The sequence below is a fragment of the Mycobacterium sp. KBS0706 genome (assembly GCF_005938675.2).
Taxonomy (GTDB): Bacteria; Pseudomonadota; Alphaproteobacteria; order DSM-16000; family Inquilinaceae; genus Inquilinus.
The window spans coordinates 1-13,833 of record NZ_VCCH02000143.1 but is presented as its reverse complement, the minus strand read 5'-3'; the positions used below and the strand labels follow the sequence as shown (position 1 = coordinate 13,833).

Here is a 13,833-nt window from a genome sequence, read left to right as displayed (position 1 = left end):
CCCCGGCCGACTTCGCACATCCAGCCGAGATTGGTCCTGGCCTCGGCGTCACCCTGGTCGGCGGCCAGGCGATAGAGGCGCACCGCCTCGCCATCGCTCTGCGGCACGCCGCGGCCGGAATAATACAGCGTTCCCAGCAGGCGCTGGCCGACGGCGGAGCCGGCCTCGGCCGACCGGCCGTACCAATAGGCCGCGGCAGCCATGTCCAGGGCGCCGCCGCGGCCGTTCTCGGCCATGTAGCCGAGGCTGTTCTGGGCCGGGGTGTAGCCCTGCTCCGCAGCCAGGCTGTACAGGCGCACCGCCTCGGCCTCGTTGCGCTCGACGCCGCGCCCGTCCTGGTACATGTAGCCGAGATAGGTCTGACCGCGGTCGTAGCCCTGGGCGGCGGACAGGCGGTACCAGCGCACCGCCTCGGCATCGTCCTGCGCCACCCCGGCGCCGTCCCGATACATGTCGCCGAGATAGGACTGGCCGCGGGCGCTGCCCTGCTCGGCGGCCCGCCGGTACCAGTACACGGCCTCGGCCAGATCCCGGTCGAGGCCGTCGCCGGCCTCGTGGCGATAGCCGAGCCGGATCTGCGCCTCGGCATCCCCGGATTCGGCCATGAGACGCAGGCCGCGCAGCTCGGCCTCGGGGGCTGCCGCGATAATGGCCAGGATGTCGGATGGAGCCGGCGCCGCGGGACTGAAGGGCGACGGGGAGGCGAGGGCCGCCGGCGATGCCAGCACCAGCCCGAGCACGAAACCTTGAATGCGCATCTCAAATGGCTGTTCGAAAATCCCCCTGTTCACACCCATCCTTGATCGAAACCGGCCCCGCTGTCGATGGGGGATCGTTTCGGGGCCGGTCGATCCCGCTACGCCTTTCGGTCCGGTGCGCTCTCCGCCCAGCGGGCCATCAGGGTGTTGGACGGCAGGCCCTCGTCGACCAGCTTCTTCGCCGTCTCCACCCCGGCCACCGGCAGGCCCTCCGGGTCCAAGAGGCCGATCTGCACCAGCACCGAGGCCTGGTCCCAGTAGATATGCTCGTTGTACAGCTTGTCGCCGCGGAAGCGGACGATCGCGACTAGCGGGATCTCGACATAGCGCCCCGTGGGTGGGACGCCCGGCAGCATCCAGTCGATCTCGATGTCATGGGTGAAGCAGAACAGCATCTCGTCGACCAGCCGGTCGATCCCGACGGTGCGGCTGATCGGGACCAGCCGGGTGTCGGCCGGCGTCTTCGGGATGAAGTGGTTGGCGTAGAAGCGGTGCAACTCCTCCTGGCCGACGCCGCCGGTCATGGTCGGGATGTGGTTGACATAGGGCTCGGCCACCATCGTCGCCATGGTGGCGCGGGCGTCGCGGGTGGCGAATTCCAGCGCTGTGTGCCGCTCCCACAGCGCCGGCAGGTCGTAATGCGGTCCCAGCGCCTGGCGGAACACGGCCAGGCTGCGGGAATGGGCCATCAGCGAGGCCGGCTTGTCGTAGACCGCCCGGGCCGGCACGTTGAAGCCGTGATCGGCGCCCGGATAGACGAAGAGCTGCACGTCGTCGCGGCCGGCGAAGGCGTCGGCGATCGCCTCGCGCACCGATGGCGGCAGATGGCGGTCCTTCTCGGGGATGTGGAACACCATCGGGCAGCGGATCGCCCCGGCCTCGTCCAGCAGCGGCTCCATCCCGGTGCCGTAATAGCTGACCGCGGCGTCGACATGGCTGCGTGCGGCGGTCAGATAGGCCAGGCGTCCGCCCAGGCAGAAGCCCAGCGCGCCGACCTTGCCGCGGCATTCCGGCAGCCGCCGCAGCGTCGCCAGGGCGGCGCCGCAATCGGCGACGGCACCGTCGATGTCGAGGCGGCCCAGCAGCTCGCGGGCGCGGGCCACATCGGCCTCGCCATAGCCGAGATCGACCTTCGGTTCCAGCCGCCAGAACAGGTCCGGCGCCAGCACCACATAGCCTTCCTCGGCATAGAGATCCGCCACCGCCCGGAGATGCGCGTTGACGCCGAAGATCTCCTGCAACAGCAGGATGCCGGGGCCGCTGCCGCTCGCCGGCACCGCCAGATAGCCCTGGAACCGGCCGCCGTCATCGGCCGTGATGTCGACCCATCTGCTGGTCATCTCTGGTCTCCGCTGGCTCGGAAGGGGCGCCCTTCTTCGGGACGCCGTCCGCGGCTATAGTTTAAACTTAAAGCAGATCAGGCGGCCACCGGCCGTGTTCGGGACAGCAGCAGAATGATCGATGCCGAGACCGCGGTCGCCGACCGGCCCAAGGACCATCGCGTCGAGCTGCGGCTGTGGCTGCGGCTGCTGACCTGCACCACCATGATCGAGCGCGAGGTTCGCCGCCGCCTGGCCGAGAGCTTCGACACCACCCTGCCGCGCTTCGACCTGATGGCGCAGCTGTACAAGATGCGCCAGGGCCTCACTTTGGGCGAACTCAGCCAGCGGCTGATGGTCTCGAACGGCAACATGACCGGGCTGGTCGAGCGGCTGGTCGAGGGCGGGCTGGTGGCGCGCGAGCAGTCGCAGGCGGACCGGCGCAAGCATGTCATCCGCCTGACGGGGGAGGGCGAGCGCCAGTTCGCCGCCATGGCCGCGGCGCATGGCGACTGGGTGGCCGAGATGACAGCCGGGCTGGAGACCGGCGAGATCGAGCGGCTGATGGACCTGCTCGGCCGCACCAAAGTGTCGGTGGCCGACGCGACGCGGCCGCGGGGGCGGGGCAAGGCGGAGTAGCCCGGCTCCGCCTAGCTCTTCAGCCGGTACCCGGTCCTGAAGATCCAGGCGACGACGCCGAGGCAGATCGCCAGGAAGGCCAGGGTCATGCCCAGGCTGACGGCGATGTTCACGTCGGCGATGCCGTAGAAGCTCCAGCGGAAGCCGCTGATCAGATAGACCACGGGGTTGAACAACGCCACGGTCTGCCAGAAGGGCGGCAGCATCGAGATCGAGTAGAAGCTGCCTCCCAGGAAGGTCAGTGGCGTGATGATCAGGAGCGGGATCACCTGCAGCTTCTCGAACCCGTCGGCCCAGATGCCGATGATGAAGCCGAACAGGCTGAAGGTGACGGCCGTCAGTACCAGGAACAGCAGCATCCACAGCGGATGGAGCACCTGCAGCGGCACGAACAGCCCGGCCGTGGCCAGGATGATGGCGCCGAGGACGATCGACTTGGTGGCGGCCGCCCCGACATAGGCGACGACGATCTCGAGATAGGAGACGGGCGCCGACAGCAGCTCGTAGATCGTGCCGATGAATTTCGGGAAATAGATGCCGATCGAGGCGTTGGAGATGCTCTGCGTCAGCAGCGACAGCATGATCAGCCCGGGCACGATGAAGGCGCCGTAGCTGACCCCGTTGATCTCCTCGATGCGCGAGCCGAGGGCCGAGCCGAAGACGACGAAGTACAGCGAGGTCGAGATCACCGGCGACAGGATGCTCTGCATCAGGGTGCGGCCGGTGCGCGCCATCTCCGACATATAGATTGCGCGGATTGCGTAGAGGTTCATCGCCGTTCGCTCACCAGGCTGACGAAGATCTCCTCCAGCGAGCTCTGGCTCGTGCGGAGGTCCTTGAGCCGGATTCCGGCATCGGCGATGGACTGCATCACCGCAGCGATGCCGGTGCGCTCGCCTTGCGAGTCGTAGGTGTAGACCAGCTCGCCGCCATCGGCTGACAGCGACAGCTGATGCGCGGCCAGCGTCTCGGGCAGGCTGTCCAGCGGGGCCTGCAGCTGCAGGGTCAGCTGCTTCTTGCCCAGCTTGCGCATCAGCTCGGCCTTGTCCTCGACCAGGATGATCTCGCCCTTGCGGATCACCCCGATCCGGTCGGCCATCTCCTCGGCCTCGTCGATGTAGTGGGTGGTCAGGATGATGGTCACGCCCTGGTCCCGCAGGCTGCGCACCAGCCGCCACATGTCCTGCCGCAGCTCGACGTCGACGCCCGCCGTCGGCTCGTCCAGGAACAGGATCTGCGGCTCATGCGCCAGCGCCTTGGCGATCAGCACCCGGCGCTTCATCCCGCCGGACAGCGTCATGATCTTGCTGTCCTTCTTGTCCCACAGCGACAGGTCGCGCAGCACCTTCTCGATATGGGCCGGGTTCTTCGGCTTGCCGAACAGGCCGCGGCTGAAGCTGGCAGTGTCCCAGACGGTGGTGAAGGAATCGGTGGTCAGCTCCTGCGGCACCAGCCCGATGCGGGACCGGGCGGCGCGGTAGTCGCCGACGATGTCTTGGCCGTCCACCGACACCGTCCCGCCACCCGGCCGGACGATGCCGCAGACGATGTTGATCAGCGTGGTCTTGCCGGCGCCGTTGGGGCCGAGCAGGGCGAAGATCTCGCCGCGCCGGATCTCCAGGTCGACGCTCTTCAGCGCCTGGAAGCCGGAGGCATAGGTCTTCGACAGGTTCGAGACGGTGATGATCGGCGGCATGGCGGCGACCATAGCCGATGCCGGGGGTGATTCGGGGAAGGTTTGTGGTGGGCACAGCCGGAGTGGCCCCCGACGGCAGCCGGCGGACAAGCCGCAGGGAAGCGTTCGAGGGGCGCCCTAGCGGTTTGCTGAGAACAAGAGCTTTCCTGCGAACAGACCCATCAGGCCGGCGAAGCCGTAATCGAGGATGCGCATCGCCCGACGATTCATCCTCCAGGCTGCCATGAACCTCTCCGCGCAGAGGATGATCGCTCCGCACGCCAGCGCCCCGACGGCGATGAAGAGCAGGCTCAGGACGAGCATCTGCGTGGAGGCACTAGGATCGCCCGAGCTGACGAACTGCGGCAGGAAGGTCAGGAAGAACACGACGATCTTCGGGTTGAATAGGTTGATCGCGACGCCGGCGAGATAGGTGCGCAGGGCGTCCTTCCGGCCACCGGCTCTTCCTGCCACGGGGAGCGCCACGCCTCGTCGGATCGCCTGCAGCGCCAGCCACAGCAGATAGCCGCAACCTGCGATCTTCAGAACCATGAATGCGCTGGCGGACGACGCCAGGAGCGTCGATAGGCCGAGCGCGGCCAACAGGGCATGACAGAAAAGGCCGGTCAGGGTGCCCAGCAGCGCCAGGAAGCCGAGGCGTCGCCCGCCCTGTGCCGTGCGGCCAAGAAAGAACGCCATGTCCGGCCCGGGGGTGATAGCGAGGATGGCGCTGGCGGCGGCGAAACCGACGAGGACGGGGAGGGACGGCAAGACCTCCAACTGGGCCTCCAGGATGGCAGGCGGCGGGAATCGATCCTCAGGGGCCACAATGGAGCGACAAGGCGTACACCACAAGCTGCTGGATCACCCCCCGTTCCGCTCATCGCTGGTCACCACCCCATCCACCAGATGAATCCGCCGGTCCATCCGCCCCGCCAGGTCGACGTCGTGGGTCACCGCCACCACAGTCTTGCCGCGCTCATGCACCAGCGCCGACAGGATGGCGAAGACCTGCTCCGAGCTGTGGCTGTCGAGGCTGCCGGTCGGCTCGTCGGCCAGCAGGAGCGGCGGGTCGTTGGCCAGCGACCGCGCCACCGCCACGCGCTGGCGCTGGCCGCCGGACAGCTGGTCCGGCCGCTTGCCGCGATGCTCGGCGAGGCCGAGGGCGTCGAGCAGCGCATCCGCCCGCTCGCGCATTTCCCGGGCGCCGAGGCGGCCCAGCTTGCGCATCGGGATCTCGACATTCTCCCGCGCCGTGAACTCCGGCAGCAGGAAATGGAACTGGAAGACGAAGCCGATCGATTCCAGCCGCAGCCGAGCCCGGTCCCGCTCGCCCAGCGCCGACGCATTCTTGCCCGCGATCTGCAGCTCCCCGCCCGTCTGCCGGTCGAGCAGGCCGAGCAGGTAGAGCAGCGACGACTTGCCGGAGCCGGAGGGGCCGGTGACGGCGACCAGCTCGCGCGCGCCGATCGCCAGCGACACGTCCTTGACCAGCGTCACCGGCACGGTCTCCGGCAGCACCCGGGTCAGGCCCTTGGCCTCGATGAGCGCGCTCATGTCGCCCCCCGGATGATGTCGACCGGGTTCAGCTTCGCCGCCTGGCGGGCGGGCAGATAGCCGGCGAAGCCGGCGGCGGCCAGGGCGAAGCCGGCGGCGATCAGGTAGTGCCAGGGGCTCCAGGTCAGCGGCAGCTTGGTGATCTCGCGCCCCACCGTGCCGCCGGAGATGTGCAGCTCCACCTGCGACAGGCCGAAGCACAAGGCGAAGCCCAGCAGCCACCCGGCCAGCGATCCGGCGAGGCCCAGCGTCAGCCCCTCCAGCAGGAACAGCCGGCGCATGTCCCGCGCCTCGAAGCCGAGCGACTTCAGGATGGCGATGTCGCGCGCCTTCTCATGGGTGATGGTCGAGACGATGTTGAAGATGCCGAAGCCGGCCACCAGCAGGATGGCGCCGACCACCGTGTACATGATGATGTTGCGGATGACGAAGGCCTCCAGCAGGGATTCGTTCGCCTCCTGCCAGGCCACCGCCTTGTAGCCGATCAGCGCCTCGGCCCGCTTGGCCACCGCCGGCGCCGCGGCCGGGTCGTCCAGCTTCAGCCGGATCTCGTTGATGGCGTTGGGCCGCTCGCTCAGGATCTGGGCGATCTTCAGGAGGACATAGCCCTCGCCCTCGTCGCGGGCGGTGACGCCGGTGTGGAACAGGCCGACGATCTTGACCGCGCGGGTCTGGCCGGTGGCGGAGACCAGGGTGACGGTGGTGCCGAGATCGGCGCCCAGCCGCTTCGCCAGGCTGTCCCCGACCACGATGTTGTTGCCGCCGGCGATCAGCGAATCGAAGCTGCCCTGGCGGAAATCCTGGGCGATCGAAGACACGCGCGCCTCCTGCCGCGGCTCGACGCCGAAGATGCTGATGCCGATGTCCTGCCCGGCATAGCGGACCACGCCCTGGGTCTTCAGGCTCTTCGACATCCTCCCGGGGATCCAGGCGCTCAGCGCCGCCACCGCCGCCGTCGGGTTCAGGATGCCGCGCCGGTCGTCGCGCGGCCGCAGGCCGGCGATGGCCACGGCGTCGAATTCGTCCTCGGCCGGCTGCCGCGCCGCGGTGCGGCGCTCATCGGTGATCTGGACATGCGGCATGGTGTCGATCAGCTGGGCGACGAAGTCGTCCTCGCCGCCCTGCATCAGCGCCGCCATGGCGATCGAGAAGCCGACGCCCAGGGCGGTGCCCAGGATCGCGACCAGGGTCTGCCGGCCGCGGCCGATGATGTGGGTGACGGCAAGGTCGAGCAGCAGCCGCATGGCTCAGCCCTCCGGCGCCACCCGGGCGCCGTCGGCCAGCAGCTCGGGGAAGGGGGTGACGACCCGGTCGCCCTCGGCCAAGCCGGACAGCACCTCGATGTCGCGGATGCCACGGATGCCGGCCGCGATCGTCCGGCGCCGGGCCCGGCTGTCGCCATCGACGGTGAAGACGGTATCGCCGTTCACCGCCTCGGCGGGGATCAGCACGGCGTTCGGCACGGCACGGTTGACGATGTTGACGTCGACCGTCATGCCGATGCGGACGGGCGTATCGTCCGGCAGGGCCAGGCGCACGCGATAGGTCTTGGCCACCGGGTCGCCCTTTGGCGTGATGCTGTCGACCGTCGCCGGCAGCGCCTGGCCCGGAAAGGCGTCGGCGCGCAGCAGCGCCTTCTGCCCGACCGCGACCAGCGGGATGTCCTCCTCGTTGACGTCGGCGATGACCCAGAGCGGCTTCGGCTCGCCGACCCAGAACAGGATGGTGCCCGGGTCGACGATTTCGCCGACCTCGCCGTCCTTGCGCAGCACCACGCCGCGCATCGGCGCGCGCAGGACGTAGTTCTCCAGCTTGGCGGTCTGGCCGGCGATCATCGCATCCAGCCGCGACAGCTCGCTGCGCGCCTGGTCCAGGGCCTGGACGCTGGCAACGTTGCGGCCGGCCAGCACCATCTGCCGGTCGTGCTCGGCCGCCGCCAGCTTCTGCCGCGCCTTCAGCTCGGCCAAAGTCGCCTCGGCTTCGCGGCTGTCCAGCCGGGCCAGCTCGGCGCCGGGGTCGACCGGTTCGCCTTCGCAATCGCACAGCGCCGTGATCCGCTCCTGGATCAGCGGTGTCACCTTGGCCCAGACCCGCGGCTCGATCACGCCGGTGGCGTAAACGATCTGCGCCGCCTCGCCGCGCCTGGGCGTCACGGTCGCGACCGCTGCGGGGCGGCCGAACAGCCAGAAGGCGGCGCCGGCGATCAGCGCCAGCACCAGGACGGCGGACAGGATGCGGACGGTCTTCACCTGCGACTCCGAAAGCGGCGGGTCGGCGAGAATATATATACGAGACAGTATCGTTTCGATATATGATTCAGGAGCAGGCTCGGAGGGCTCGATGTGACGACAGCGGAAACCGGCGGAAAGCGGGCGCCGGGGCGGCCGCGCAGCCGGGCGGCGGAGGAGGCGATCCTGAAGGCGGCGCTGGCGCTGTTCCTCGACCATGGCGTCGAGGGCGCGAGCATCGAGCGCATCGCCCGGCGCGCCGGGGTCGGCAAGACCACGATCTACCGCCGCTGGTCGTCGAAGGAAGAGCTGCTGGCCCAGGCGATCGGCCGGGTGCGCGAGGATGCCGAGCGCGACATGGGCGTCACCGATTTCCGCGACTTCGCCGCGCTGCCGCTGGGCCCGACGCTGCGCCGGATGATGGAGGCGGGGGCCGAGCTGATGGCGAGCGACGAGAACCGCAAGCTGCTGGCCCGGCTGATCGGCTCGGTGCAGAGCCATCCGCGGCTGCTGGCGATCTATTGGGAAACCTATCTGCGGCCGCGGCGCGAGGCCTTCGGGATGATGTTGGACCAGGCGAAGGCGCGTGGGGAGCTGCCGGCCGCGGCCGACACCGCCATGCTGCAGGACATGATGAGCGGCGCCATGCTGCACCGTCTGCTGATCGACCCGGCGCCGTCGACGCCGCAGGATCTGCGCGACTATCTCGCCCGGCTGCTGCAGCAGCTCGGGTTGACCGAGCCGCCCGAAGATTAACGGCCGTTTGATCCCTCGCCGTCATTGCAATGACAATGAGGGAAACGAGGCGGCCCGCTGCCTCAAGGGCTTCGCCTCGGCCGCCGGTCCCGCTCGCGCTCGATCTCCGAATTCAGCTCGGCGCCGATCAGGAAGATCACCGTCGACAACCAGATCCAGGTCAGGAAGCCGATCACGGCGCCGAGCGAGCCGTAGGTTGCGCCGTAATTGGCGAAGCGGGCGACGTACCAGGAGAACAGCATCGACCCGCCGAGCCAGACGGTCGCGGCGATCACGCCGCCCCAATTCAGCCAATGCTCGCGCCGGCCGCCGGGGCCGTAGCGGTAGACCAGGGTCAGGGCCGCGATCGTCGCCAGGTACAGCGCCGGCCAGCGCAAGAGCCGGATCAGCATGCCGGCATCGGAGCCGAGGCCGATGTAGTTGAGTGCGATCGGCGCCGCCACCACCACCGCCAGGGCCAGCACGGCGAAGCCGATGGCGCAGAGCGTGAACAGCAGCGACACCATGTTCAGCCGCACGAAGCCGCGCCGCTCCTCCTCGTCATAGGCGACGTTCAGCGCGTCAAACATCGCCTTGACCCCGGCATTGGCGCTCCACAGCGAGATCGCGAGGCCGGCGAAGAAGGCCAGGCCCAGGCTCTTCGGCGGCTGGCTGGCGATGCGTTGCAGCTGTCCGCCGATCAGCTCCAGGCTGCCGGCCGGCAGGATCAAGGCCAGGTCCTCGATATTCCGCTGCACGGTCGAGACGTCGGCGACCAGCCCGTACAGCGAAACGAACACTCCGATCGCCGGGAACAGCGCCAGCAGGGTATAATAGGCGACGCCGGCGGCCAGCGCGAACACCCGGTCCTCGCCGATCTCGCCCCAGACCCGCCATAGCACGATGCCGCCGCGGCGCGCCCTGCGCCGCCACCGCCGCTCCCTGGTCTCCGCCGTCATGGCGATTCGGCGCCTCCGTTCCACCCCGCCGACCATAGGTGTTGGCGGCCATGACGGAAATCCGGTTGACGCCGCGGTTTCGGCTGCGACCATCTGGGCGCCGCGCCCGTGATCGACCAGGAGACCCGCCGTGCCCCGTCTGAGCCCGTCCTCCAGCCACTATGGCGCCGTCATGGCGGTCGTCGAAGGCGACAAGATGGTCGGCATCCAGCCCTATGCCAGCGACATCGACCCGTCGCCGATCATCAACTCGCTGCCCGGCATGGTGCACGGGAACCTGCGCATCCCGCAGCCGATGGTCCGGGCCGGCTGGCTGGCCGACCGGCACCGCAGCGACGGCAGCCGGCGCGGCGCCGACGCCTTCGTGCCGGTGTCGTGGGAGATGGCGCTGGATCTGGTGGCGGGCGAGCTGGAGCGGGTGCGGACCGAGCACGGTGCCGAATCGATCTATGGCGGCAGCTACGGCTGGGGCAGCGCCGGCCGGCTGCACAACGCCCCGACCCTGCTGCGCCGCATGCTGGGCTTCACCGGCGGCTATACCGCCTCGGTCAACAACTACAGCTTCGGCGCTGCTTTGCCGCTGATGCCGCACATCATCGGCGACTTCAACCGGGTGCTGGTCGAGACCACCGACTGGCGCAGCATCGCCAGCGACGGCCGCCTGATCGTGGCGTTCGGCGGCATGCCGCCGCGCAACAGCCAGATCGCCTCGGGCGGCACCGGCAAGCACCAGCAGCGCGACTGGAACCGCCGCAGCCGCGAGGCCGGGGTGCAGTTCGTCTATATCGGCCCGGTGCGCGACGACATGGCGGCGGAGGCCGGGGCCGAATGGCTGGCGCCGCGGCCGAACACCGACACCGCGATCATGCTCGGTCTGGCCCACACGCTGGTGGCGGAAGGGCTGTACGACCGCGGCTTCGTCGACCGCTGCACCACCGGCTTCGACCGCTTCCTGCCCTATCTCATGGGCCAGTCCGACGGCACCGCCAAGGACGCCGACTGGGCCGCCGCGATCTCCGGCCTGTCCGCCGACACCATCCGTGGCCTGGCGCGGCGCATGGCGTCGCAGCGCACCATGGTCAGCCTCAGCTGGTCGCTGCAGCGCGGCGACCATGGCGAGCAGCCCTACTGGATGGGCACGGTGCTGGCGGCGATGCTGGGCCAGATCGGCCTGCCGGGCGGCGGTATCGGCTATGGCTACGGCGCCGAGGCCAATGTCGGCTCGGCAAGCGACGGCCGCAGCCGCGCCCGCATCATCCCGGGCCCGAACCCGACCGGCCGCTACATCCCGGTCGCCCGCATCTCCGACCTCCTGCTGCGGCCGGGCGAGACCGACGACTACAACGGCCACAAGATCACCTATCCGGACACGCGGCTGGTCTACTGGGCCGGCGGCAACCCGTTCCACCACCACCAGGACCTCAACCGCCTGCTGCGCGCCTGGGCGAAGCCGGAGACGGTGATCGTGCAGGAGCCGTGGTGGACCCCGGTGGCCCGCCGCGCCGACATCGTGCTGCCGGCCACCACCACCTTCGAGCGCAACGACATCGGCGGCGCCGCGCGCGACCCCTACATCCTGGCCATGCCGCAGGCGATCCCGCCGGTCGGCCAGGCGCGCAGCGACTTCGACATCCTGACCGAGCTGTCGGACCGGGCCGGCGCCCGCGAGGCCTTCACCGAGGGCCGCGACGAGATGGGCTGGGTCCAGTATTTCTACGAGAACGACCGCCGCACCGCCGCCGATGCGGGGATCGAGCTGCCCGGCTTCCAGGAGTTCTGGGAGATCGGCCATGTCGAGCTGCCGCTGTCGGACAAGCCGAAGATCCTGCTCGAGGCGTTCCGCGCCGACCCGGTGGCCAACAAGCTGCCGACGCCGAGTGGCCGGATCGAGATCTTCTCCGACCGCATCGCCGGCTTCGGCTATGACGACTGCCCGGGCCACCCGACGTGGTTCGAGCCGGCGGAATGGCTCGGCGCGCCGGAGACGGAGCGCTTCCCGCTGCACCTGATCTCGAACCAGCCGAAGACCCGGCTGCACAGCCAGCTCGACGCCGGCGTGACCAGCCGCAGCGAGAAGGTGGCGGACCGCGAGCCGGTCTGGATCCACCCGGCCGATGCCGCCGCCCGCGGCATCCAGGACGGCGAGGTGGTGCGGCTGTTCAACGACCGTGGCGCCTGCCTGGCCGGGGCTTTGGTCACCGACCGGGTGATGCCGGGCGTCATCCAGCTCGCCACCGGCGCCTGGTACGATCCGGAGGTGCCGGGCGAAATCGGGGCGCTGTGCAAGCACGGCAACCCGAACGTCCTGACCCGCGACCAGGGCACCTCGCGGCTGGGGCAGGGGCCTAGCGCCCATACCTGCCTGGTCGAGATCGCCCGGCTCGAAGGCCCGGCCCCCCGCGTCACCGCCTTCGACCCGCCGGTGATCCTGGACCCGAAGGTCGAGGCGGCGGAGTAGGGGCTCAAGAGCGTTGTTTTGCGTTGCCTCTCCCGCCTGGCGGGAGAGGCAATGCACAAGACGGGTTAGTGGACAGCGGAGGCAGGGATGACACGGGACGCGGCGATCGCCGGCGCGGCGCGCTATTTCGACGAGGGCGGGTTCAAGGCCGATCTCGACCGCCGCATCGGTATCCGCACCGAGAGCCAGGCGGCGGACCGCAGGCCGCTGCTCGATTACCTCCAGCGCGAGATCGGGCCCAGCCTCGCCCGGCTCGGCTTCGAACTGCACCTGGTGCCCAACCCGGCCGCGCCTGACGCTCCGGCGCTGATCGCCCGGCGGCAGGAGGGCGACGGCCTGCCCGGCGTGCTGTGCTACGGCCATGGCGACGTGGTGCTGGGCGAGCCGGCGCGCTGGCGGGCCGGGCTGGACCCGTGGCGGATCACGGTCGAGGGCGACCGCTGGTACGGCCGCGGCACCGCCGACAACAAGGGCCAGCATTCGATCAACATCGCCGCGGTCGAGCAGGTGCTGCAGGCGCGCGGCGGCCGGCTGGGCTTCAACATGGCCTTCCTGGTCGAGACCAGCGAGGAGATCGGCTCGCCCGGCCTCGACGAGATCTGCGCCGCCAACCGCGACCTGCTGGCCGCCGATGTGCTGATCGCCTCGGACGGGCCGCGGCTCGATGTCGGCCGGCCGATGATCGCGCTCGGCACCCGCGGCGTGATCAATTTCGACCTGCGCCTGACCCTGCGCGAGGGCAGCCACCATTCCGGCAACTGGGGCGGGGTGCTGCCCAACCCCGCCACCATCCTGGCCAATGCCGTCGCGGCGCTGGTCGATTCCCGCGGCGCCCTCCGGGTGCCCGGGCTGCGGCCGCCGCCGGTGCCGGATTCGGTGCGCCGGGCCCTGGCCGATGTCGCCATCGCCCGCGACGCGGAAGGGGCACCGCTGGCCGAGGGCTGGGGCGAGCCGGGGCTGAGCCCGGCCGAGCGGGTGTTCGGCTGGAACGCGCTGGAGGTGCTGGCCTTCATCGCCGGCACGCCGGACGCGCCGCAGAACGCCATCCCGCCTGCCGCCCGGGTGCATTGCCAGCTGCGCTTCGTCGTCGGTACCGACGTCTCGGACCTGCCCGGCACGGTCAGTGCCCATCTCGAGGCGCAGGGCTTCCGCGGCATCGAGGTCAGCGAATCCGGCACGCCGATGCTGGCGACGCGCCTCGACCCCGACGATGCCTGGGCGCGCTGGGCCGCCGGCTCGATCGCCGCCACCACCGGTGCTGTGCCGATGGTGCTGCCCAATGTCGGCGGGTCGCTGCCGAACGAGGTCTTCGCCGGCACGCTGGGCCTGGCCACGGTCTGGGTGCCGCACTCCTATGGCGGCTGCCGCCAGCACGGCCCCGACGAGCACCTGCTGGCGCCGCTGGCCCGCGAAGGCCTGCAGATGATGACGGGGCTGTTCTGGGATCTGGGAGAGAGGGGCTCTGCTGTGGCGCGGTCGCGTCAGGCCGGATAGGCCCGGGCCAC

The 13,833-nt window shown here is 69.9% G+C and carries 13 protein-coding genes; 4 read left to right on the top strand and 9 right to left on the bottom strand.

Annotation, left to right across the window (positions count from 1 at the left end; all coding sequences use genetic code 11):
* The coding region (locus tag FFK22_RS38380; protein ID WP_186002892.1) for a tetratricopeptide repeat protein at positions 1 to 758 on the bottom strand (758 nt) is incomplete at its 3' end.
* A gap of 98 nt (positions 759 to 856) precedes the next feature.
* On the bottom strand, positions 857 to 2,098 hold the full coding sequence (locus FFK22_RS38375; protein ID WP_138891807.1) for a dienelactone hydrolase family protein: 1,242 nt from the start codon (positions 2,096 to 2,098) through the stop codon (positions 857 to 859).
* A 114-nt stretch (positions 2,099 to 2,212) separates the two neighbouring features.
* Between FFK22_RS38375 and FFK22_RS38370 the strand changes: the two genes are divergently transcribed.
* Complete coding sequence (locus FFK22_RS38370; RefSeq protein WP_138891808.1) at positions 2,213 to 2,716, top strand: MarR family winged helix-turn-helix transcriptional regulator; 504 nt, start codon at positions 2,213 to 2,215, stop codon at positions 2,714 to 2,716.
* Positions 2,717 to 2,727: 11 nt separating this feature from the next.
* Here FFK22_RS38370 and FFK22_RS38365 read toward each other — a convergent pair whose 3' ends face one another.
* From FFK22_RS38365 to FFK22_RS38340, 6 genes are all read right to left on the bottom strand, one after another.
* Positions 2,728 to 3,489 carry an ABC transporter permease gene (locus FFK22_RS38365; protein WP_138891809.1) on the bottom strand — a complete coding sequence of 254 codons (762 nt, stop codon included), beginning with the start codon at positions 3,487 to 3,489 and terminating at the stop codon, positions 2,728 to 2,730.
* Positions 3,486 to 4,412: an ABC transporter ATP-binding protein gene (locus FFK22_RS38360; protein ID WP_138891810.1), complete on the bottom strand. Its 927-nt coding sequence runs from the start codon at positions 4,410 to 4,412 to the stop codon at positions 3,486 to 3,488. The genes FFK22_RS38365 and FFK22_RS38360 overlap by 4 nt, the downstream gene beginning before the upstream one ends.
* A 117-nt stretch (positions 4,413 to 4,529) precedes the next feature.
* Positions 4,530 to 5,171 carry a LysE family translocator gene (locus FFK22_RS38355; RefSeq protein ID WP_221939184.1) on the bottom strand — a complete coding sequence of 214 codons (642 nt, stop codon included), beginning with the start codon at positions 5,169 to 5,171 and terminating at the stop codon, positions 4,530 to 4,532.
* Positions 5,172 to 5,255: 84 nt separating this feature from the next.
* Positions 5,256 to 5,948, bottom strand: a complete 693-nt coding sequence (locus FFK22_RS38350; protein ID WP_138891811.1) for an ABC transporter ATP-binding protein — start codon at positions 5,946 to 5,948, stop codon at positions 5,256 to 5,258.
* Positions 5,945 to 7,192 (bottom strand): ABC transporter permease, encoded by a 1,248-nt coding sequence (locus tag FFK22_RS38345; protein ID WP_138891812.1) that lies wholly within the window; start codon positions 7,190 to 7,192, stop codon positions 5,945 to 5,947. Before FFK22_RS38345 ends, FFK22_RS38350 begins: the two co-directional genes overlap by 4 nt.
* Before the next feature lie 3 nt (positions 7,193 to 7,195).
* Positions 7,196 to 8,197 (bottom strand): efflux RND transporter periplasmic adaptor subunit, encoded by a 1,002-nt coding sequence (locus FFK22_RS38340; protein WP_138891813.1) that lies wholly within the window; start codon positions 8,195 to 8,197, stop codon positions 7,196 to 7,198.
* Positions 8,198 to 8,290: 93 nt separating this feature from the next.
* Between FFK22_RS38340 and FFK22_RS38335 the strand changes: the two genes are divergently transcribed.
* Entirely contained in the window at positions 8,291 to 8,932 is a 642-nt protein-coding gene (locus FFK22_RS38335) for a TetR/AcrR family transcriptional regulator (RefSeq protein WP_138891814.1), read from the top strand.
* Positions 8,933 to 8,994: 62 nt separating this feature from the next.
* Here the strand turns inward: FFK22_RS38335 and FFK22_RS38330 are convergent, their stop codons facing one another.
* A complete protein-coding gene (locus tag FFK22_RS38330; protein ID WP_186002890.1) occupies positions 8,995 to 9,870 on the bottom strand; it encodes a YihY/virulence factor BrkB family protein in 876 nt (291 codons plus the stop codon).
* Positions 9,871 to 10,000: 130 nt separating this feature from the next.
* Between FFK22_RS38330 and FFK22_RS38325 the strand changes: the two genes are divergently transcribed.
* Both FFK22_RS38325 and FFK22_RS38320 read left to right on the top strand, forming a co-directional pair.
* On the top strand, positions 10,001 to 12,328 hold the full coding sequence (locus FFK22_RS38325) for a molybdopterin guanine dinucleotide-containing S/N-oxide reductase (protein WP_306770239.1): 2,328 nt from the start codon (positions 10,001 to 10,003) through the stop codon (positions 12,326 to 12,328).
* Between the two features lie 87 nt (positions 12,329 to 12,415).
* Positions 12,416 to 13,822, top strand: a complete 1,407-nt coding sequence (locus tag FFK22_RS38320) for a M20 family metallopeptidase (protein WP_138891816.1) — start codon at positions 12,416 to 12,418, stop codon at positions 13,820 to 13,822.
* Positions 13,823 to 13,833 lie beyond the last annotated feature (11 nt).